Raw genomic sequence first — 22,251 nt, 5'->3', positions numbered from 1 at the left:
AAGAAAATCTTACTGTTTAAAAAATTGAGAAAGTTCTGCAATATGTTCAGGACCAATACCACAACAGCCCCCAATTAAGGTTGCTCCCGCAGCTTGCCACTGCTGTGCAAAACTTAAATATAATTCAGGATTTAAATCAGCACGGATTTCATCTAAACCATCGTTAGCGGTAGCTTCACTTTTCTGTGGTGGAAATGCGTTGGCATAAGCCCCAATTTGTACTGTTTCGGGTAATAATTTTTTAATCTGGATAATGGCTTGCAATACCACTTCTGGTTGACAACAGTTAAACAATATTGCGTTGGCACCAAGGCGTTGTATCAACTCAGCCACTTGTTCAAGGCTTTCGCCAGAACGCAATAAGGGTTGTTCTAACTGAATTTCATCTTGTAAGGTAAATGACACCCAAAAATCCCGACCATCTTTAGGCAATAATCCATGTACGGTTTCGACTTCTTTGAGGCAAGATTGTGTCTCTGCCAACCAAAAATCAACATGCGGTGACAAAGTTTCAATAATTGGCGTTGCAAGGGTTTTCGCTTCTGCTTCTTTAAATAAATCTGCACGGTAAGAACCAAATAACGGAGGTAAACAACCTGCAATGCGAACCTCTTTTCCACTCTCCTCCACTGCTTTTTTCGCTTGAGTTACAGCGACATTCACCAAGCTCGTTACTTCATTTTCAAAGCGTTGTTCGCCAATATGAAATGGAACCACTGCATAATTATTGGTGGTAATGACTTCTGCACCGGCCTGAATAAAGTCTAAATGTACCTGTTTCACAATGTCTGGTGCTTCTGTTAAAGCCAGCGCAGACCATTCAGGTTGTCTAAAAGGTGCGCCTCTACGCGCAAGTTCACGACCAAAACCACCATCTAAGATTTTCATAAAGTTAAGTTATATTAAATAAAAAAGCTGATTATAGAGAAACTCTTAAAAGATTTAATGCTTGAATCCTCCAAACAATATCTTTATTTCAGCTAATCAAAATTCATTTTTCTAATAACTCATGTTGATATTATGCATATAATTTTAAAAAAGTTGATATTTATCACTTTTTGAGACAACAAATTAGTGTTCTTAATTTTTAAAGCCGACGATTGATATTTAACGTTTGGCATAAAATGCTAAACGCACAAATGTAAATCATCACACTTGTGCGTAGCTCCTTATGATCGGAGCATAAAATATTATTTTATTTTTGCGCTTGTTGAGCTTTAAAACGTGATAATGCAGCGACTGCAATTGCAGAAAGAACAATTCCTGGAGCACTTGCCACCAAAATACCCGTTGTGCCTAAACCTAAGGCTAAAATTTTACCCGTTAGTAATGGGCCTGTCATTGCACCTAGGCGTCCTAAAGAGATTGCGCTGCCTACACCTGTGACCTTACCCGCTCCTGAGTAAAAAATTGGGGAAATACCATAGAGGATAGATTGACCGCCTGTAGAGAAAATCCCTCCAAGCACACCGGCAATAATTAATACCGTAATGACTTTACTGGTGAACAGTAAAAATATAGCGATAAATAAACCTGAATAGATAATCGCCGCCATCTGCCATAATTTTAGTCGATCCAACAAATAACCAAAGCAAAGCGTACCAATCACAGCACCTACCTGAAACACCAACATCACTAAAAAGGCTTGCTGCTTTTCTAAACCTTGTTCCATCAATAAATTGGGTAGCCAACTAATTAAAATATAGTTCACCATCAAGGTAAAAAAGAAACTTACCCAGAGTGGTAAAGTCTGTTTAAATTTTTGCTGCTGAAATAATACTTCAGTCATTGCAGGGACAGGTGCTAGGTCAGCATTTTCGACAAGCGCCGTTTGCTTCGGTTTATCTTTTAAAATAAATGCCATGAATGGAATAAGGACTAATGGGGTAATCCCACCAATCAAGAACAATGTCTGCCATGGAATATCTTTAAAATAAATCGCCAGCCCTGCAACAAAAATTGCGCCAACAGGTAAGCCACAATACATTAAACTGTTTAATTTACCGCGATTGGCTTCCGTTGCTTCATCACCCACCACTGAAATCATGGTCGGCATGGCAGCACCTAAACCAAGCCCCGTGAAAAAGCGAGCAAGATATAAAACTTCTATATTCGGTGCGATTGCTGTAATACTAAAAAATACCCCAAAGATCGCAATAGACAACATCAGGACTTTCTTTTGCCCTAAATAATCAGCAAAGCGTCCGCCAAAGAATGCGCCAAACAGCATGCCAAATACACCAAGGCTAAACACATAGCCCATTTGTACTTGATCTAAACCAAAGGTTGCTGCGATTCCTTTTGCTGCAATACCAGGGGCTTGTAGGTCAAAACCTTCAAAAAAAGCCACCCAAAAACACAAAAATACGATGAGGAATTTCTGCATTTTTCCCGTGTTTGTTTGAGCCATAATTGATCTCCATCAATAGTTTGCAAGTTGGCTAAAACTTGTAGGGCTATTTTGAAAGGTATCACTGGCTAGAAATAGCACGACAATGGTCGGGATTCATTCCCTCTAATTTTTAAATGATTCGTCTATTTAGAGCTAAACCCTTATAAAACGATAGCTAAAAGCTCTTATCAAATTATATAAACTATAAAATACAATATCTTATAAAAATGAAAGCTATTAACTATACAGTTATAGTTAATAGCAATCGTGGTGAAAATTTACTGTTATTTTTTCCAAAAAAACCATTTGTTACGTTTCGGACGCTTTTGCTCAACACGAACAAGTCCACTCAACGCTTCACTATTCATTTGCTCATACATTTTTAAATACTCAGGATTTAATTGCCCTGCGATGTATTCTGGATAATATGCTGTTGATGGTGTCCTTAATGACCGCTCATACCATTTTTCTGCAAGATCTAAATCTGAGTTAAAATAAAGTCCATTTTCATACATATATCCAATTTTGCATTCAGCATATTGGTCTTTCTGATCAGCCGCTTTCTGAATCCAATATGCCGCTTCTTCTACATCTTTTTCGGTATAGAAACCATTTAAATACCAATAACCCACTTGATACTGTGAGGAAGCTTCACCTTTTTGAGCATTCAGTAGAAACAACTTGAAGAATAATTGCTTGGCTTCATCCATATGCAGAAATGAATCAATCTTTCTAATTTGTTCAGAAATTTGCTCAATCGAATAATCACGCGCATTTTTGAGAACGTGTTGAGCCTGTTGCAGTGGACTATCTTCGGTAAAGGATGCAAGCAGTTGCATTGCTTCCGCCTGCATTGCATCTATACCGTCAATGCGTGCATCTAGTACGACATTTAAATGTTTTCGAGCCAATTCGAAGTCTTGCTCAACACCTCGCCCTTCTAAATACATACGCCCCAAACTTAAATCTGCCGCTATCACTCGCCCAGCGACTTGTTGATACAGCCCAATAGCCATATCTAAATCAAGCGGTACACCTAAACCATGCTCATATTTATCTGCCAAATTATTGATTGCAACTGAATTACCTAAATCAGCGGATTTTTGATACCAATAGACACATTGCTCATAATCACGTTTTGCCCCAATACCATCTTGATACATCCAAGCTAAATGATAATAAGCATTAGCCAAAACAACTTTTTCAGTTTCAGGAGCCTGAGATGCAATTCGGTGATACAGATATAATGCCTGCCCCGGATGAATCACATGGTCGCTTACCACACCGTAATTCGGATAAACTGGATTGACCAAGAAACAGGTTAACCAACCAAAACGATAATAGGCTGCCAGTCCCAATGTCGCTGCCCAACAACCCTGTTCAGATGATTGTTGCAAGAGCTGCAAACTTTTTTGTAAATCCTGTTCGGTACCCTGTGCTCGCGCATAACATCCTGCCAACTGATATAGCGCAATACTATCCATTTTGGACGCGGCTTCTCGATACCAGTTAAAGCTTCCTTCCAAACTTTTTTGTAAAATTCCACCAATAAACAATTGCTGCGCTAACTGACACATCGCAGAACTATATCCCGACTGCGCAGAATGACGTAGTAAATCAATATAGTGTTGAAAGTCACGTTGTTGATAAGCTTGATCTGCCAAATAATATTGATAAATACCCCGATATTGCTCGGCTTTATCTCTAATTAATTGAAGAATTAACGCTCCATGCCCTGTTTCATATTCAGCAAAATAATCAATACGTGCAACCAAGCCCAAACTTTTAGATACTTGCTGCAAAGGTAAAAACCATCGTGTAATGGTATAGAGCCCCGGAACGTCTCCCATTTTCATAATTTCACCAGATGACTCAGGTTCATCTGGTCGAACCAAAGCCCTCAGCATCTGCATAGGAGATTCAGCTTCTGGTGGCATTAAGTTCACTCCAACCAGCTCTCCATCATTGGTTTTAGCAACATTCCATACTTTCATAATGGCTTGATCAAATTGATAAAACTCACCACTTTGATTGAGCCAGATAACCACATCACCCTCGCGAATCTCTTCTCCGCTTGTATATTGTAATGACATCTCTCTACCTTATTTTTTATTGTGTTTTATACCGCGCTGATTTTACCTAAAAAAAAGCCCGCATAAAGCGGGCTTTTTTAATAACTTTCAAAGATTAAGCCGATTTCTTGGTTTGTGCATTTTTACGAATCGTAATCATCACCAACTGTATTGCTGCTGGCGTTACACCCGGAATACGACCTGCTTGTGCCAAAGTATCTGGACGCACATCCTTCAATTTTAAAGTAATTTCACGAGACAAACCTGAAACCACATCATAATCAAAGTCGGCTGGAATTTTTGTTTCTTCCAAACGCTTCATTTGCGCGACATCTTCATGCTGACGGTTAATATAACCTGCATATTTCACCGCGATTTCAATTTGATCGCCTACTTGAGCAGACACTTCAGAGCCAGTGAGTTCTGCAATTTGAGCAAATGAAATATTCGGACGTTTTAACAAATCAATCGCAGAACACTCTTTCGATAAATCCGCACCTGTCATTTCGACAAACTGTTTACCCATCGGGTTATTTGGTGCTGCCCAAAGGTGTTGTAAACGACCTGTTTCTTGTTCAACGGCTTCCATTTTTTCACAGTAAGCGGCCCAACGAACGTCATCCACCAAGCCCATTTCACGACCCACTGGGGTTAAGCGCTGATCCGCATTGTCTTCACGCAACATCAAACGATATTCCGCACGTGAGGTAAACATACGGTACGGTTCTTTCGTGCCTAGCGTAATCAAGTCATCTACCAACACGCCCATATACGCTTCATCACGTTTTGGTGTCCATTGCTCTTGATCCCAAGCTCGACGCGCAGCGTTCAGACCTGCAAGTAAACCTTGTGCACCGGCTTCTTCATAACCTGTCGTACCATTAATCTGACCCGCAAAATACAGGTTGTTAATCGCCTTGGTTTCTAAAGTAAATTTAAGCGCTTGTGGGTTGAAGTAATCGTACTCAATGGCATAGCCTGGACGCAAAATATGTGCATTTTCCATGCCGCGAATCGAACGAACCAATTCAAACTGCACATCAAACGGAAGTGACGTTGAAATACCATTTGGATAAAGCTCATGTGTATCTAAGCCTTCAGGCTCTAAGAACACTTGATGTGAGTCTTTATCCGCAAAACGGTGAATTTTGTCTTCAATTGATGGGCAGTAACGTGGGCCTACACCTTCAATGACACCTGTGTACATTGGTGAACGGTCTAAACCACCACGGATAATGTCGTGGGTTTTTTCATTGGTATGGGTAATGTAGCAGTTAACTTGTTCTGGGTGCATAGATGCATCACCCATAAATGACATCACTGGAGACGGGAAATCACCTGGTTGAGGTGTCATTACAGAAAAATCCACTGAACGCGCATCAATACGTGGCGGTGTACCTGTTTTTAAACGACCTACAGGCAGATTTAACTCACGTAAACGGTGTGCGAGCGAAATTGATGGTGGATCGCCTGCACGACCGCCACTCGATTTTTCAAGACCAACGTGGATTACACCACCCAAGAAAGTCCCTGCAGTCAGTACAACAGTTTTCGCATCAAAGCGAATACCCATTTGGGTTACAACGCCTTTTACAGTATCGCCTTCAACAATCAGATCATCTGCTGCTTGTTGAAAAATATCCAAATTGGCTTGGTTTTCTAAAGTGTTACGAATCGCAGCTTTATAACGTACACGGTCAGCCTGTGCACGTGTTGCGCGTACCGCTGCACCTTTACGTGAATTCAGAATACGGAACTGAATACCACCTTTGTCGGCAGCCAGTGCCATTGCACCGCCCAAAGCATCAATCTCACGGACTAAGTGCGATTTACCAATGCCGCCAATGGCTGGGTTACAGCTCATCTGCCCTAAAGTCTCAATGTTATGAGTCAGGAGTAAAGTCTGTCGACCCATACGCGCCGCAGCAAGTGCTGCTTCCGTACCTGCGTGACCGCCACCGATAACAATGACATCGTAAACTTTAGGATAATGCATAGTGGTATAGAGAGAAATAAAAAGAATGACAGAGTATTATATCAAATTTTGCTGAATAAGTTGACCAAACAACTCAATTTTATTTTTAAAACATTTCCTATTGAATGTTGCATATCGCTACATAAACACCATTGAATTGCCTAATAACTAAGCAATTTACCACAATTTTTCAGCACTATTTACCTGATCTACACTGTTTTATTTTGTCTATTTTTTATTCTATTAAGGAGTAACCTAAAAAATATAGGAACAAGGTACGCATCATGAATAAAAATATTCTACTCTCTACTCTGCTCTGCGGTTTATGTCTTACTCCATTTGCTACTCAGGCAAATGATAAAGTTGAAACCACCTACAACGCGCAAAAATATATGCAGGTCTGTAAAGGAAAAACTCAAGGTGCTCCTGTCAGTTTTGCTTACCGTGGCATTATTTGGAATGGAACCTGCGAACCACAATTCTTTAGTACCAATAAAGCAGTGACAGGGAATGAATCCGAATTAATGACTGCATGCCAAACAGATATGGCTGCTAAATCTGTCATGATTGCTGGTCAAGAAGTAAAAGGGAAATGTGCATTAGGTTTCACCGCCCCTTACCCTAAATAAATAGTAAGTAATTTACAAACAGTTATCCTCCACAAAGTGGTTAAAGTACTTCATCTTTAACCACTTTCCCTATCAAGTTGCATAAGTGATAAAACACTCAAATCATGCGTTAGCAGTCAATAAAATATATATAAATAAGGTGAGAACTGACTGGTCACGCTTTACAGTCATTTTGACCATAAAATGTACTTGTCATTTTTAGAATTGAAAACCGCCAACTGAATCTACAATTGAAAATAATTTTTAAACAAAGTGGATATCTAGCCAAGAGTTAATTTTAAACATTAAAAAAACAAACAGTTATTTTAAGATATGGATCATAGAATCAAATCTTAAAAAGAGACATCCATCACATTAGTCATTCTGCATTAAAAATCAATGTTCACCACACAAGCATGCAGCATTGTGCATAAATGTCATTTGCAACTTCTATAAATACATTATGATCAAAATGATTGTGTATCGCTTCGGCGAAAGACCCCACACAAAAATAACCACAATCTCAATCAAAAACTCAGGATCGAGTTTTACTGATTTTAAAATTAAATTGATTTAACAATAGGAATAAAAATGGATTCAGGATTGATTACCGTTATTCTACCTCTCGCTTTAGCAATCATTATGATGGGCTTAGGTCTTGAGCTCACTCCAAAAGATTTCGCACGCGTTACCAAACAACCCCAAGCCGTGATGATTGCCTTATTTACACAACTGGTCCTTCTGGTGGGTATTGCATTTTTACTGTGTAAACTTTTTGCACTTCCACCACTTCTGGCTGTTGGTGTCATGCTCCTTGCAGCTTCACCAGGTGGCACAACTGCCAATTTATATAGTTATCTCTTTAAAGGTGATGTCGCATTAAATATTACCCTTACAGCAATTAACTCTGTGCTTGCAGCAGTAACCCTACCTTTAATTGTCAATTTCTCGATTCATCATTTCGTTAATGATGGTCAACAAATTAATTTGCAGCTTGGGAAAATCATTCAGGTCTTTAGCATCATTATTGTGCCTGTTTGTATTGGTATGACAATTCGTTACTTTGCACCAAATTTCACACAGAAAATGCACCGACCTGTTCGCATTTTCTCGGTTGTATTTTTAATTTTAATTATTGCAGCTGCATTTATTAAAGAAAGAAATAACATTGCGCAATATTTCACGCAGGTTGGTGGCGTTACCATTCTATTCTGTCTGATTAGCTTAACACTTGGCTATGTATTACCACGACTCATTTCGGTCAACAGCGCGCAAGCACGTGCTTGTGCTTTCGAAATTGGAATACACAACGGAACACTTGCCGTCACAATCGCCTTGACTGTGATTGGAAATACTACTGTAGCGATGCCTGCTGCAGTTTATTCTTTATTTATGTACTTCATCGCTGCTGGTTTTGGCATGTTGTTGAATAAATTAGAAGGAACGCCAAAATCTGTTCAGGATGACAACCCAATTAACCTAAAATCTTAAAATAAAAAAAGGATGCTTCGGCATCCTTTTTTACAGTTATATGAAAGTGTAGCTGTAAGTGCTGCTCTCAGTTACAATGTGTGTTTTAGAAAAGCAAAGTTTGGGTTATTCCGTGAAGTGGTTACAAATTCATATTACTGTTGATCAAGCACAAGTCGATTTTACAGAAACCTTATTAAGTTCTTTGGGCGCAGTGAGCGTGACTTTGGACGATGCTGAAAATCAAGACTTACTTGAGCCACTTCCAGGTGAAACACCACTTTGGAATAAAGTCATTGTGACAGGTATTTATGCACAAGAAGATAATGAAGAAATTGATGTTGCTGCATTAGAAACCTTCATTCGCGCGCAAATGCCAGACGCACCTTTGCGTAGTGAATACTTAGAAGATCAAGTCTGGGAAAGATCTTGGATGGACTATTACGAACCCATTCAAATCAGTGAAAAATTCTGGATTGTGCCTGAATGGTTAGAGCCACCAGAAGCGGATGCTGTCAACATTAAACTGGACCCAGGTTTAGCTTTTGGTACAGGCAATCACGCAAGTACTTTCTTATGCTTACAATGGCTTGGCAAAACTGACCTTAAAGATAAAATCGTAATCGACTACGGATGTGGTTCGGGCATTCTTGGTGTTGCAGCCTTACTTTTAGGTGCGAAAAAAGTCTACGCTACAGATATTGACCCACAAGCGATATTAGCAACTCAACAAAACGCTGATTTAAATGGTGTTCTTGACCAACTGTTTGTAGGCTTGCCAGATGAGTTTAATGAAACTTTTGGCAGTCAAAAAGCTGATGTATTGGTTGCAAATATTTTAGCTGGCCCATTGATGGCTCTTGCACCCGAGTTTGCAACTTTAACAAAATATGAGGCAGAGTTCGCACTTGCGGGTGTAATTGAAGAGCAAGTTGCTGATGTTTCTAGCATTTACTCAGAATTTTTTGATATATTAGAAGTTGAAACGCGTGAAGAAAACTGGTGCCGTATTTCAGGCAAACGCCACAAAGCCTAACTATCTAATTTAAAAACTATGAGTGAAAAACAAACCAGCTGTCCTGAGTGTCTAACAATTTATCGAGTCTCTGTGGCTCAACTGACTGTTGCTCAGGGCATGGTTTGTTGCCCAAAGTGTTCAACTACGTTTAATGCTTTAACACATTTAATCAATCAGTCCTTTGGTCAGCTTGCGACTTATCCGGCTTCGGATGATCATTTTGACTCATCTAATCAAGATACTGACTTTCGCCATCAAATGTCTAATATTGCTTTTGAACATTCTTTGTCGAATCGTCAACAATTACTTGAAATTTTTGATCGAAAAATTGAACACTCCAATATTGACTTAAAAACGTATTTAAACAATCTCAATTATTTTAGTACCGATCCAATCGGAAACTTCCCAGCGCTTAACCTTGCAGAAAAAGATGTAGAGCACAAACCACGTAGCCCTATCTATTATATGATGTGGGGCATCGTTAATATTGCTTTAATTCTATTATTATTGTTCCAGTTCTTTTGGTTTAATCCTCAATACTTAAGAAGTAGCCCTAAATTAGCCGCGAGCTTTAACCAAGTTTGCGCTTTGTTCAAATGTGAAATACAACAAGAGAACTATACTCTTATTAGTGCCACCAAAGTAAAAGCCAAGCGTGTTGCAAAAAACAAAACACTATTTACAGGTGAATTAATCAATTATTACGATAAGAGTATTCCTTTACCTATTCTTAAAGTTATTTTACGTGAACAAGGAGTAGAAACTGGTAGCTTCACACTGCACCCCAAAGAATATTTAGCAGACAACTTGGTTGGTATTGAGCGCATCCCTCAAAAAAGACCATTTAAAATCCATTTTGAGCTTCCAGTCGATCGAAAAAGCTTTGATGACTATAGTTTAGAAATCATTGGACCTTAAAAAATGAAAAAACTACAAAAAAAGTAAAAAAAAAGTAAAAAAAATGCAGTTTTCTTGCTCACTTTTTCTAAGACAATGGTATCATACGCGCCACGAAAGCTTTGTGCTGCAAACTCCTCGCTAATTTTCACAACAACTACTAGTTTTGCCAATGCGCTTTATTCCAGATAATGCGTAGGGTATCTATTTTTTGTTTTGATTTGATCAGTAACAAATATTAAATTATTGTTACGTATGTTTTTTGATCAATGTGGCAGGATTGTGGCAAGCTAAATGTACGAGTTTTAGAACTCCTCGTTTTAGGATCTAAAACGGAGTTCATTTATTTTTTATAGACAACATTAATATATCGCTTTACCCAAGTGGTATCTGATTTTTCGGATTAATTCGCATGAATAGCAAATCTCCTATTTTTACTGCACAATCTGATGTTGCTCTACGTATTCACGTAGATCGCGCAGTTCGCCATTACTTTGCTCAATTGCAAGGCGAGCAACCTTCTCAGGTCTATGACATGGTGCTAGCAGAAATGGAGAAACCTCTTTTATCTGTAGTTCTTGAGTATACGCGTGGTAATCAAACACGTGCTGCCGAGATTCTTGGACTGAACCGTGGCACTTTACGTAAAAAGTTGAAAGCTCACGGTTTAATGAGTGAATAAATGATAAAATGCTTGCGGCTTCCGCGGGCATTTTTTTTACCTGCTATTTTTAGCTTTTTGTTTTAATCCTTGATAACTGTGACGAAGATCATGACCATTAAACGCGCATTAATCTCTGTTTCCGATAAAACTGGTATTGTTGAGTTCGCTCAAAACCTTTCTGCTCTAGGGGTAGAAATTTTATCAACTGGCGGTACATATAAGTTGCTTAAAGACAACAACATCGCAGTTGTAGAAGTTTCAGAGCACACAGGTTTCCCAGAAATGATGGATGGTCGTGTAAAAACTTTACACCCAAAAATTCATGGCGGTATTTTAGCTCGTCGTGGTTTAGACGAAGCAGTAATGGCTGAACACAACATCGATGCAATTGACTTGGTGGTTGTAAACCTTTATCCATTCGCTGCAACAGTCGCTAAACCAAACTGTTCACTTGCAGATGCGATTGAAAATATCGACATCGGTGGCCCAACAATGGTTCGTGCTGCTGCGAAAAACCATGCCTCTGTAGGTATTGTGGTTAATGCTACAGACTATGACACTGTTGTTGCTGAGCTTAAAGCAAATGGCGCTTTGTCTTATGAAACTCGTTTTGACTTAGCCGTTAAAGCATTTGAACATACAGCACAATATGACGGCATGATTGCTTCTTATCTAGGCGCTCGCGTTGGTAAAGAAGAAGGTCAAGCAGACAAGTTTGCACGTACTTTCAATACACAATTAAATAAAGTTCAAGACTTGCGTTATGGTGAAAACCCACACCAGTCAGCAGCATTCTATGTAGAAAGCACAGCAACTGAAGCCTCTGTTTCAACTGCGAAACAGCTTCAAGGTAAAGAGCTTTCTTACAACAATATTGCAGATACAGATGCCGCACTTGAATGTGTGAAATCATTTGCAAAACCAGCTTGCGTCATCGTTAAACACGCCAACCCTTGTGGTGTTGCTGTGTCTTTAGATGGTATTCAAGCAGCATATGACTTGGCTTATGCAACAGACCCTGAATCAGCGTTCGGTGGCATCATTGCATTCAACCGTGAATTAGACGTTGCAACAGCACAAGCGATTGTTGACCGTCAATTCGTGGAAGTGATCATTGCGCCAAGCATCGCTGAAGGCGTACTTGAAGTAACAGGCGCGAAAAAGAATGTTCGTGTTCTCGTTTGCGGTGAATTACCAGCAATTGACGAACGTGCTCCACAGTTGGACTATAAACGTGTAAACGGTGGTTTATTGGTTCAAGAGCAAGACTTAGGCATGATCACTAAAGATGACCTTAAAGTCGTAACTAAGCGTGCCCCTACTGAACAAGAAATTGACGACCTAATTTTTGCATGGAAAGTTGCAAAATATGTGAAGTCGAATGCGATTGTTTATGCGAAAAATCGCCAAACAATTGGTGTGGGCGCAGGTCAAATGAGCCGCGTAAACTCTGCGCGTATTGCAGCAATTAAAGCAGAACATGCTGGTTTAGTGGTTGAAGGTGCTGTAATGGCGTCTGATGCATTCTTCCCATTCCGTGATGGTATTGATAATGCAGCGAAAGCAGGCATTAAATGTATTATTCAACCGGGCGGTTCTATGCGTGATGAAGAAACGATTGCTGCTGCTGATGAAGCGGGTATTGCCATGGTCTTCACAGGTATGCGTCATTTCCGTCATTAATTTACAATAATTCATATTTAAAAATCCCCCTAAATCCCCCTTTAAAAAGGGGGACTTGTCATGAATTAAAGGGCTCTTTAAATTCGTGATGCCCCTCCCTTTTCAAAGGGAGGCTGGGAGGGATTAAAAAAAGGATAGTAAGATGAACATTTTAGTTTTGGGTAGTGGCGGTCGTGAACATGCTTTGTCATGGAAAATCGCTCAAGATGAAAAAGTAGCTAAGGTATTTGTTGCGCCTGGTAATGCAGGAACTGCAACTGAAGATAAATGTGAAAACGTTGCATTAGACATTCAAAATAATCCTGCAATTATTGAATTTGCTCAAAATAATGCAGTTGATTTAATTGTGGTCGGTCCAGAAGCTCCACTTGTAAATGGTGTAGTTGATGCATGTCGTGAAGCAGGTCTTAAAATTTGGGGACCAACTCAATTTGCAGCACAGCTAGAAGGCTCAAAAGCTTTCGCGAAACACTTCTTAAAACGCCATAATATTCCAACTGCGTTTTACGATGTGTTCACTGAAGTCGATGCTGCCAAAGCTTATGTAACAGAACATGGTGCTCCTATCGTCATTAAAGCCGATGGTCTTGCTGCGGGTAAAGGCGTAATTGTTGCAATGACCAACGATGAAGCTTTTGCAGCGATTGATGACATGTTAGCTGGAAACAAATTTGGTGATGCTGGTTCTCGTGTTGTTGTTGAACAATTCCTTGCAGGTGAAGAAGCCTCTTTCATTTGTATGATTGATGGTGACAACATCCTTCCTATGGCAACTTCTCAAGATCATAAGCGCATCTTTGAAGGTGACCAAGGTCCAAACACGGGTGGTATGGGTGCATACTCTCCTGCCCCAGTGGTTACTCCTGAAGTCTTTGATCGTGTCATGGCTGAAATTATGCGTCCAACTGTGGAAGGCATGAAAAAAGATGGTCATGTTTACACAGGCTTCTTATATGCTGGTCTCATGATTGATGAGCAAGGTCAACCACGTGTAATCGAATTTAACTGCCGTTTTGGTGACCCTGAAACACAACCGATTATGATGCGTTTAAAATCTTCACTGGTCGATTTGGTTGAAGCTGGTATTGCAGGCAATCTCCCAGCAGAAGCGGAATGGGATGAACGCAAATCGATTGGTATTGTACTTGCAGCAGAAGGTTACCCAGAAACCGTTCGTAAAGGTGACGTGATCTCTGGTCTTGGTCAATCGCCAGAAAACACTAAAATCTTCCATGCAGGCACAGCAATGAGCGCTGACGGTCACATCTTGACTGCGGGTGGTCGTGTTTTATGTGTCACAGCGCTTGGTGATACCGTACTTGAAGCGCAAGTCAATGCTTTAGAAGTTTGTGGTCAAGTGACATTTACGGGTATGCAATATCGTACAGATATTGGTTATCGCGCAATTGCACGTGAAAATGCATAACTCGCATTTATACAATAGTAGAAAAACCCGCTAATTTTGCGGGTTTTTTTAATTTTATCATTACCTAGAAAGACTGTAACTGAAGCAAAAACTTCATGCTTCATTCAGTATGTTCAGCTCTTCTTTAATATCTAGCTCAGAGAATCATGGAAATGATTACGAACTTGAAACTTCAATTTCAAGCTCCCGTGGTGACATTCCAAACCATTTTTTACAAACGCAACTTAAATATTACTTTAGATTTCTTACATCAAGCAATTCATGACTTTAGCTGAACGCTACGACTTCAACTTTAGTCTTACATATAAGAAACTAAGTTACGCAGACTCATCACAAATATTCTAAGCAGTCATTTAAATTTATAAAAAAACTCAATAATTTCATATTATTAAAACAATTAAACACATTCAATTTTCATTAATTATTCATTTTTCGTATGTCTATTGGATAAAATCTTATAAAGCATAATATTTCAGCACAATTAATAAATCCAACAGATTAATTTAAAACAATATATTGTTTTTATTATTATTTTATCTAAAACCCACATTTTCTTTTGCGACTAAACAGATAAACATTGCATTCTTATTCACTATATCGAATATAGTTTTATTGTTATCATAGCGTAACTTTTTAAGACTTCAAAAGCTGTTTCGACAGTAATACGATGTGATTTCAATATCATAACGTGAAAATTTTGAATTTCTTAATACGAAATTATTTTGGTCTTGTTGGGATGAAGCGAACTTTTAGCTTGGTATAGAGCTAGAAAATCGCAAAGTACCGAATTTTTATCAGACAACTTCATTCATCGTGAGCATCGGATATTTATTTAGCATGTCTTTATAATGTGAAACGATGAAATGATGTCTGTACTAGGAAATATTCATGAAAAAGCTATTTAGCGTTTTATTGAGTGCATCTGTGTTAACACTCAGTGCCTGCAGCAAACAGGAAGCTCCTGCTACTGAAACCAAAACTGATGCGGCAACAACTACAGAACAAACCGTAGTCATGGCTTCAACTGGCTCTGACGCTGATATTTGGCGTTTTATTGCAACCCTTCCTGAAACGAAACAAGCAGGCATTAAGCTTGAAGTGAAAAACTTTACTGACTACGTGGCAATGAACACGGCTGTAGCCAATAAAGAAATCGACATTAACGCATTCCAATCTTACGCTTACCTTGTTGCCTTCAATGCCAACAATAAAGATAAAATTGCGCCAGTTTCTACGACTTACCTTGAGCCTATGGGTATTTATTCAAGCAAAGTGAAAAAGCTTGATGAATTCACGACTGGTGCAACCATTGCCATTCCAAATGATGGTGCTAACGAATCACGCGCATTGTTATTGCTTCAATCTGCCGGCTTAGTAAAATTAAAAGCTGGTTTTGATGATGTAAAAGGTACACCTGCTGACATCGTTGAAAACAACAAGAAAATCGTCATCAAACCAATTCAAATGGCTACTGCTGTTCGTGTTAAAGACGAAGTAGATGCAATTGTATTGGGCAACACCTTGGCTATGGAAGGTGGTTTAAATGTATTGAAAGATGCGATTTACTATGAGCCAGTTGACCAAACCACGAAGATGAATGTCAACATTTTAGCGGTTGCAGAATCACGTAAAGATGACCCTGTATTGAAAAAAGTGGGTGAGCTTTACCACACCAAAGCTGTAGAACAATATGTTCAAGAACACTTTGGCGGTACTAAAATTGATGTAAACAAACCTGTTAGCTATCTTACCGAAAGCAAATAGTAATATAATGCTGCAAACAAAACAGGCAAAGTGACTTTGCCTGTTTTTTCATTTTGTACAGTTTTTGACGCTATGATTGAATTTAAAGACATTTCAAAACACTACGAGCTCAAAGGTCAAACCATACGTGCTCTGGATAACATTAACCTGACTATTCCAGATGGCAGTATTTTTGGCATTATTGGCTATAGTGGTGCAGGTAAAAGTACCTTAATCCGTCTGATTAATTTGCTTGAACGTCCTACGCAAGGTCAGGTCATTATTCGTGACACCGACTTTACAGCCTTGGATGCACGTTCATTACGTCAAGAACGTGCAAATATCGGTATGATTTTTCAGCACTTCAATTTACTGCAAACCAAAACGGTGGCAGCCAATATTGAAATGCCATTGAAGCTTTTAGGCTTTTCCAAAGCGGAAAGAGAAAAACGCTTAAATGAACTACTCGAATTCATCGATCTAAAGCATAAAAAAGATGCTTATCCCGATGAACTTTCTGGTGGTCAAAAGCAACGTGTTGGTATTGCACGTGCGTTGGCGAATCATCCAAAAATCTTACTTTGTGATGAAGCAACTTCAGCACTTGATCCTCAAACCACAAAATCAGTTTTAGCATTGTTAAAAAAGATTAATCAGGAACAAGGCATTACCATAGTGATGGTGACGCATGAAATGGACGTGATTGAATCGGTTTGTGACTATGTGGCAGTGATGGAACAAGGCAAAGTGATTGAAACAGGTCCTACCCTTGAAATTTTCAGTCAGCCGCAACATCCAACGACCAAGAACTTCATTCAAACTGTGTTACAGCAGCAATTGCCGATCAATATTCTTAATAATTTAGAGAATCAAAATCAGCACAGTATTTATAGCTTGCAATTCTTAGGCACTTCCGCTCAAGAAACTGTGGTTCAAGCTGCAATTAAACAATTTGATATTAGTTTGAATATCTTATTTGCCAACATGACCGAAATTAATGGTTCGGTAATTGGGCAGATGTTTATTCAGTTATTGGGCGATCCAGACATCATTCAAGAGACAATTGCATTCTTTGAGCAACATGGTGTGAAAGTTGAACAATCTGGAGTCTGCGAATGAGAGATTTAATCGTACAATGGCTGACAGACCTTACGGCACCATTTTGGCATAGTTCACTCAGTATTGACCAATTTGTCACGGCTATGCAGGAAACGTTTCACATGGTGTTTTTTGCCATGCTGTTTGGTTCTATCTGGGGCTTTATTCAAGCCATTGCCTTATTGGTAACCCGTCCAAACGGTATTTTACCAAATCGTGTGGTTTATCATGTATTAAACCCGATTGTGAATGCCTTACGTTCATTACCATTTATTATTTTACTCATTGCAGTCATTCCACTGACTAAAGTACTTGTGGGGACTTCTATTGGTACGTGGGCAGCCATTGTTCCACTCACCATTTATGTAGGGCCTTATATTGGTCGTCTGATTGAAACTTCACTTCTAGAAGTCAATGAAGGGATTATTGAATCCGCTCAAGCGATGGGTGCGAGTCCTTGGCAAATCATTTTCAAATTTATTGTGCCTGAAGCGCGCAGTTCGCTTATTTTGAACTTAACGACTGCCACCATTAGCCTGATTGGTGCGACTGCGATGGCGGGTGCTGTAGGTGCTGGTGGTATTGGTGACCTTGCTATTTCTTATGGTTACCAACGTTTTGACACCAGTGTGGTCATCCTCACAGTAATTGTTCTACTGATCTTAGTACAGTTAGTACAAAGCTTTGGTGACTGGTTGTCTCGTTTAAGATAAAACAGATCTTTTAAAGCTCCCTAAGTGGGAGCTTTTTTTCGAATCCGAAATTTATATAATCAGCATAACAACAAACAAAGCCCAACCTAATCATGAAAATAAAGACGATGTTAATGAGCCTTTGTGTGCTTTCGACAGCCAGCTATGCAAATACTATTTCTTATAATTATGTCACTAGTGTCAAAGTCAATCAGATTGAACTGAATGCTGCGGTATCAGCAGATCAAGTCAACAAATTGATCAAAACTGGGAAGACTGAAATCCATAAAGTCTATTTAGAATGCACTGGGAACTATGAATACAGTTTAAATCCCTCACCTAATAAAACACTAAAATTTGAAATCTTCACTGAAGATAATCCCAAAATCAAAGCTGAACAATTTTATCAAAACAAATCCAGTTTCAAACAATTAGGGCAAACCCAAGGTCGTATCTGGATGACTTGGAACAATACCAAAGACATGTCTGAAAATATTTTTGTACAAAACATCCATATCTCACCGCAATATTCATTACAGCAATTTAAACAAGATTTTAAACACAGTGCTCGCAGCATCAATCCTTCAGGAGAAGCACAAGTCCTGATATTAGAAAACAATCAAGTCAAAGCGTATTTGAATCATCCTCAAGAGTTCAGTCCACCCTACACAGCTTATCTCAACTTTCAGTTTAAGAACGGAAAACTAGCGCAATTCGCCATTCAGCAAGCGCTTGGTTGTTAAGTCTATCCGCCCATTTCTTAAATCTGCCTATGAAATGGGTTCTAAATTTTGAATGCGACAAAATAAAACAAGCCTGCAAAGGCTTTCAAGCTACTAAATCTTAACCAATTCATTTCAATTAAACTCAGATTAAGCGCATAGCGTGCTAAACTATTGAGTGGTTTTTGCAGGAACTCATTTATGCACTTTGTTCATCTTGGTATTCATACCGAATATTCTATTACTGAATCTATCGTTCGGATACCTGATCTAATTAAAGCTGCCGTAAATGATGAAATGCCCGCTTTGGCATTGACGGATTTGTCTAACCTGCACGCTGCTGTGAAATTCTATGGCTCTTGCCTATCCAAAGGCATCAAACCGATTTTAGGTTCAGTGATTCGCCTGAATGATGCTGAACATCGTGTGACCTTATTGGCCATGACCAATCAAGGTTGGCGTGGGCTTACTGAAATTGTTTCCCGTGGTTTTATTGAAGGTCAGCAACTCGATATTCCCTGCGTACAAAAAGACTGGGTTCTAGAACAACATCAAGACATTATTGCCTTATTGGGTATGCACAGTGATGTCGGCAAAATGCTGTGTTCGTCAAACCCACAAAAAGCTGAACCCCTACTCGAACAATGGATCGAAAAATTTGGCAATCGTGTTTATTTAGCACTCACCCGAACTGATCGCCCCTTTGAAGACGATTACATTTTAGAAGCCGTTAAACTGGCTAAAAAATATAATATTGGCGTAGTGGCACATAATGATGTGCACTTTATTACCCGTGAAGACTTTGATGCACATGAAGCCCGTGTCTGTATTGCCGATGGTTATGTTCTAGGCGACAATCGTCGCCCAAAACCTTATAGCTCTGAGCAATATTTTAAAACCGCAGCTGAAATGACCGAGCTGTTTTCTGACTTGCCGACTGCAATTGAAAATAGCTTCCACATTGCTCGACGTTGTAATGTCACCCTACAATTGGGCAAGTACTTCCTACCTGATTATCCAATTCCTGAAGGTCATACCATTGACACCTTCTTTGAACATTTGTCCAAAGAAGGTTTAGAAGAACGTCTGAATCATTTGTACCCTGTAGAACAACGCGGTGATGATTGGGCTGAAATCCGTAAACCTTATGATGACCGTATTACTTACGAAATTAATATTATTAACTCAATGGGTTTCCCTGGCTACTTCCTGATTGTCATGGACTTCATTCAATGGTCAAAAAATAACGGCGTACCTGTAGGTCCTGGTCGTGGTTCAGGTGCTGGCTCTTTAGTCGCGTATAGTTTAAAAATTACCGACCTTGACCCACTCCGTTATGACCTGCTCTTTGAACGTTTCTTAAACCCAGAACGTGTTTCCATGCCCGACTTTGACGTCGACTTCTGTATTGCAGGGCGTGATAAAGTCATTGACTACGTGGCACGCAACTATGGTCGTGATGCAGTGTCTCAGATTGCGACCTTCGGAACCATGGCGGCAAAAGGTGCCATTCGTGACGTTGCGCGTGTCTTAGGTAAATCTTATGGTTTAGCAGATCGTATTTCTAAAATGATTCCAACCAAACCTTTAGGTTTGACTTTAGAAGAATCGATTGAAGCCGAACCACAACTAAAAGATATTGTCACTAACCCTTCAAATCCAGACAATGACGATGCCTCAGAAATCTGGGAAATGGCCCTCAAATTAGAAGGGATTACTCGTAATACAGGTAAACATGCGGGCGGCGTGGTCATTGCACCGACTAAAATTACCGACTTCTCTGCGGTACTCTGTGATGCAGACGGCACAGGTCGTGTTTCACAATACGATAAAGACGACGTAGAAGCAGCAGGACTGGTCAAGTTTGACTTTTTGGGACTACGTAACTTAACCGTTATTGAAGATGCAGTGCAAAATATTAACAAGCACTATCCTTCGACCATCCCACTGGATATTGCCAATATTCCTTTAGACGACAAAGATGCTTACTTGGTCTTTGCCGATGCCAACACCACAGCGGTATTCCAGTTTGAATCCGTCGGTATGAAAAAAATGCTCAAAGAAGCTCGTCCGAGCAAATTTGAGGAAATTATTGCCTTCGTATCTTTGTACCGTCCGGGTCCTATGGATCTGATTCCTGACTTTATTCATCGTATGCACGGCGGAGAGTTCGAATACTTACATCCTTTACTTGAAGGTGTACTTGAACCGACGTACGGGATTATGGTCTATCAAGAACAGGTGATGCAGGCTGCGCAATACTGTGCGGGCTACACCCTTGGTGGCGCGGACTTACTCCGTCGAGCCATGGGTAAAAAGAAACCCGAAGAAATGGTGAAACAGCGCCAGATCTTTATTGAAGGTGCTGCACAAAAAGACATTGATGAAGCCACGGCCAACCATATCTTCGACTACATGGAAAAGTTCGCAGGTTATGGTTTTAACAAATCCCACGCCGCTGCCTATGCTTTAGTTGCCTATCAAACAGCTTGGTTAAAAGCACATTACCCTGCCGAATTCTTGTCTGCGGTACTGTCTTCGGAAATGCAGAATACTGACAACGTCGTGTTCTTGATTGATGACTGTCGTAATAATGGTTTGGACGTTTTACCGCCCTCTGTGAATATGTCGCTGTATCATTTCCATGCTACTGATGAGCAAACTATTGTTTATGGTTTAGGCGCGATTAAAGGTGTCGGTGAACAGGCGATGCAGTCAGTCATTGACTCCCGCCTACAGAATGGTCCTTATAAAGACCTGTTTGATTTCTGCCATCGTATTGATTTAAAGAGAATCAATAAACGCACCCTTGAAGCGCTGATTCGTGCAGGTGCTTTGGACTGTCTAGGTATTGAACGTTCAAGCTTAATGGCCCAATTGCCTGAAGCTGTACAAGCCGCAGAACAAGCACGTAGCAACCGTGAAACAGGCATTATGGATTTATTTGGCGAAGTTGAAGAAGTTCAACGTAAGCCTGCAAAACCAGTTAAACCATGGTCAGATGAAGTCCGCTTAAAAGGTGAAAAAGACACCCTAGGTTTATATTTAACAGGGCACCCAATTGATGTCTATCGTACTGAATTAAAATCTTTTGTTCCTGCAAAAATTAATGAATTGACACCCACACGTCGTGGTGTAACCACGGTATTTGCAGGCTTAGTGGTCGATGTTGCTAACTTCCCGAACCGTGTCATGATTACCTTAGATGATGGCACATCACGCATTGAGGTTTCTGCCAATCACGAACGTTTCCAACGCTTTAAAGACATTATTGTCAATGAACGTGTGGTGGTGATTGAAGGCGAAATTTATGAACGTGAAGGATATGATCGTCCAATGGGACGTTTAACCAAAGCCTTTAGCCTGAATGAAATCCGTCAAAAGCGTGCCAATAGCATTCAAGTTAAGTTACACGCTGATCATCTAAGTAAAACTTTAACTCAAGATTTACAAAAAATCTTGTTGCCCTATTGCAATGTCGATTTGTGCAATCATATTCCTATGTTATTGCAACTCGATTATGCCTATGCTTCTGCGGAATTACATTTGGGCATGCAATGGAAAGTTGCTCCTTTAGATGAACTTTTAAGTAAATTGCGCGATTATTTTGGTAAAGAAGCCATCTATGTTGAATATCAGGTGAAATCTAAAGCTGCCAAAGCCGTCAATTACGAGCAAGCCAAACCAGTACAAGTCCCTCCTCCACCCGCCGATTTAAGCATGGATGAGGCAATGGATTTATATCAAGCTGATGTTAATCAATATTCATAACGATTAACCGAATTCAGCAA

The 22,251-nt window shown here is 39.7% G+C and carries 16 protein-coding genes; 12 read left to right on the top strand and 4 right to left on the bottom strand.

Annotated elements, in window-relative coordinates:
- Positions 1-9: 9 nt before the first annotated feature.
- The 4 genes from DCO44_RS01565 to mnmG all read right to left on the bottom strand — a co-directional run bounded on the left by DCO44_RS01565 (position 10) and on the right by mnmG (position 6,460).
- Positions 10-888 carry a homocysteine S-methyltransferase family protein gene (locus tag DCO44_RS01565; RefSeq protein ID WP_116758874.1) on the bottom strand — a complete coding sequence of 293 codons (879 nt, stop codon included), beginning with the start codon at positions 886-888 and terminating at the stop codon, positions 10-12.
- Positions 889-1,195: 307 nt separating this feature from the next.
- Positions 1,196-2,410, bottom strand: a complete 1,215-nt coding sequence (mhpT, locus tag DCO44_RS01560) for a 3-(3-hydroxy-phenyl)propionate transporter MhpT (RefSeq protein ID WP_116758873.1) — start codon at positions 2,408-2,410, stop codon at positions 1,196-1,198.
- Between the two features lie 266 nt (positions 2,411-2,676).
- Complete coding sequence (locus DCO44_RS01555) at positions 2,677-4,485, bottom strand: tetratricopeptide repeat protein (RefSeq protein ID WP_116758872.1); 1,809 nt, start codon at positions 4,483-4,485, stop codon at positions 2,677-2,679.
- A gap of 94 nt (positions 4,486-4,579) precedes the next feature.
- The gene (gene mnmG, locus DCO44_RS01550) at positions 4,580-6,460 is read right to left on the bottom strand and encodes a tRNA uridine-5-carboxymethylaminomethyl(34) synthesis enzyme MnmG (RefSeq protein ID WP_116758871.1); all 1,881 of its coding nucleotides are present in this window, start codon (positions 6,458-6,460) and stop codon (positions 4,580-4,582) included.
- Between the two features lie 263 nt (positions 6,461-6,723).
- On the opposite strand from mnmG, the gene DCO44_RS01545 reads away from it, so the two are divergent.
- The 12 genes from DCO44_RS01545 to dnaE all read left to right on the top strand — a co-directional run bounded on the left by DCO44_RS01545 (position 6,724) and on the right by dnaE (position 22,231).
- Positions 6,724-7,068 carry a hypothetical protein gene (locus tag DCO44_RS01545; protein WP_116758870.1) on the top strand — a complete coding sequence of 115 codons (345 nt, stop codon included), beginning with the start codon at positions 6,724-6,726 and terminating at the stop codon, positions 7,066-7,068.
- A gap of 570 nt (positions 7,069-7,638) precedes the next feature.
- Positions 7,639-8,538: a bile acid:sodium symporter family protein gene (locus tag DCO44_RS01540; protein WP_116758869.1), complete on the top strand. Its 900-nt coding sequence runs from the start codon at positions 7,639-7,641 to the stop codon at positions 8,536-8,538.
- A 112-nt stretch (positions 8,539-8,650) separates the two neighbouring features.
- Positions 8,651-9,553 carry a 50S ribosomal protein L11 methyltransferase gene (gene prmA, locus DCO44_RS01535; protein WP_116759010.1) on the top strand — a complete coding sequence of 301 codons (903 nt, stop codon included), beginning with the start codon at positions 8,651-8,653 and terminating at the stop codon, positions 9,551-9,553.
- An 18-nt stretch (positions 9,554-9,571) separates the two neighbouring features.
- Positions 9,572-10,453, top strand: coding sequence for a DUF3426 domain-containing protein (locus DCO44_RS01530; RefSeq protein WP_116758868.1), 882 nt, complete (start codon positions 9,572-9,574; stop codon positions 10,451-10,453).
- 391 nt (positions 10,454-10,844) lie between these two features.
- On the top strand, positions 10,845-11,114 hold the full coding sequence (fis, locus tag DCO44_RS01525; protein WP_001086304.1) for a DNA-binding transcriptional regulator Fis: 270 nt from the start codon (positions 10,845-10,847) through the stop codon (positions 11,112-11,114).
- Between the two features lie 90 nt (positions 11,115-11,204).
- A complete protein-coding gene (gene purH / locus DCO44_RS01520) occupies positions 11,205-12,779 on the top strand; it encodes a bifunctional phosphoribosylaminoimidazolecarboxamide formyltransferase/IMP cyclohydrolase (protein ID WP_116758867.1) in 1,575 nt (524 codons plus the stop codon).
- Between the two features lie 142 nt (positions 12,780-12,921).
- Complete coding sequence (gene purD / locus DCO44_RS01515) at positions 12,922-14,205, top strand: phosphoribosylamine--glycine ligase (RefSeq protein ID WP_116758866.1); 1,284 nt, start codon at positions 12,922-12,924, stop codon at positions 14,203-14,205.
- A gap of 888 nt (positions 14,206-15,093) precedes the next feature.
- Positions 15,094-15,969, top strand: coding sequence for a MetQ/NlpA family ABC transporter substrate-binding protein (locus tag DCO44_RS01510; RefSeq protein ID WP_116758865.1), 876 nt, complete (start codon positions 15,094-15,096; stop codon positions 15,967-15,969).
- 72 nt (positions 15,970-16,041) lie between these two features.
- On the top strand, positions 16,042-17,067 hold the full coding sequence (locus DCO44_RS01505; protein ID WP_116758864.1) for a methionine ABC transporter ATP-binding protein: 1,026 nt from the start codon (positions 16,042-16,044) through the stop codon (positions 17,065-17,067).
- A complete protein-coding gene (locus DCO44_RS01500; protein ID WP_116758863.1) occupies positions 17,064-17,759 on the top strand; it encodes a methionine ABC transporter permease in 696 nt (231 codons plus the stop codon). Before DCO44_RS01505 ends, DCO44_RS01500 begins: the two co-directional genes overlap by 4 nt.
- Positions 17,760-17,884: 125 nt before the next feature.
- Positions 17,885-18,481 (top strand): hypothetical protein, encoded by a 597-nt coding sequence (locus tag DCO44_RS01495; RefSeq protein ID WP_322873976.1) that lies wholly within the window; start codon positions 17,885-17,887, stop codon positions 18,479-18,481.
- A 180-nt stretch (positions 18,482-18,661) separates the two neighbouring features.
- The gene (dnaE, locus tag DCO44_RS01490; protein WP_116758861.1) at positions 18,662-22,231 is read left to right on the top strand and encodes a DNA polymerase III subunit alpha; all 3,570 of its coding nucleotides are present in this window, start codon (positions 18,662-18,664) and stop codon (positions 22,229-22,231) included.
- The last annotated feature ends 20 nt before the right edge of the window (positions 22,232-22,251 follow it).

Origin of the sequence: Acinetobacter sp. AM (assembly GCF_003105055.1) — a bacterium.
Lineage (GTDB): Bacteria > Pseudomonadota > Gammaproteobacteria > Pseudomonadales > Moraxellaceae > Acinetobacter > Acinetobacter tibetensis.
This window is presented reverse-complemented; position numbering and strand designations above follow the sequence as displayed.

Coding starts and splice junctions, on each gene's coding strand:
- DCO44_RS01565 (WP_116758874.1), bottom strand. CDS start 888: ATGAAAATCTTAGATGGTGGTTTTGGTCGTGAACTTGCGCGTAGAGGC.
- mhpT (WP_116758873.1), bottom strand. CDS start 2,410: ATGGCTCAAACAAACACGGGAAAAATGCAGAAATTCCTCATCGTATTT.
- DCO44_RS01555 (WP_116758872.1), bottom strand. CDS start 4,485: ATGTCATTACAATATACAAGCGGAGAAGAGATTCGCGAGGGTGATGTG.
- mnmG (WP_116758871.1), bottom strand. CDS start 6,460: ATGCATTATCCTAAAGTTTACGATGTCATTGTTATCGGTGGCGGTCAC.
- DCO44_RS01545 (WP_116758870.1), top strand. CDS start 6,724: ATGAATAAAAATATTCTACTCTCTACTCTGCTCTGCGGTTTATGTCTT.
- DCO44_RS01540 (WP_116758869.1), top strand. CDS start 7,639: ATGGATTCAGGATTGATTACCGTTATTCTACCTCTCGCTTTAGCAATC.
- DCO44_RS01530 (WP_116758868.1), top strand. CDS start 9,572: ATGAGTGAAAAACAAACCAGCTGTCCTGAGTGTCTAACAATTTATCGA.
- fis (WP_001086304.1), top strand. CDS start 10,845: ATGAATAGCAAATCTCCTATTTTTACTGCACAATCTGATGTTGCTCTA.
- purH (WP_116758867.1), top strand. CDS start 11,205: ATGACCATTAAACGCGCATTAATCTCTGTTTCCGATAAAACTGGTATT.
- purD (WP_116758866.1), top strand. CDS start 12,922: ATGAACATTTTAGTTTTGGGTAGTGGCGGTCGTGAACATGCTTTGTCA.
- DCO44_RS01510 (WP_116758865.1), top strand. CDS start 15,094: ATGAAAAAGCTATTTAGCGTTTTATTGAGTGCATCTGTGTTAACACTC.
- DCO44_RS01505 (WP_116758864.1), top strand. CDS start 16,042: ATGATTGAATTTAAAGACATTTCAAAACACTACGAGCTCAAAGGTCAA.
- DCO44_RS01500 (WP_116758863.1), top strand. CDS start 17,064: ATGAGAGATTTAATCGTACAATGGCTGACAGACCTTACGGCACCATTT.
- dnaE (WP_116758861.1), top strand. CDS start 18,662: ATGCACTTTGTTCATCTTGGTATTCATACCGAATATTCTATTACTGAA.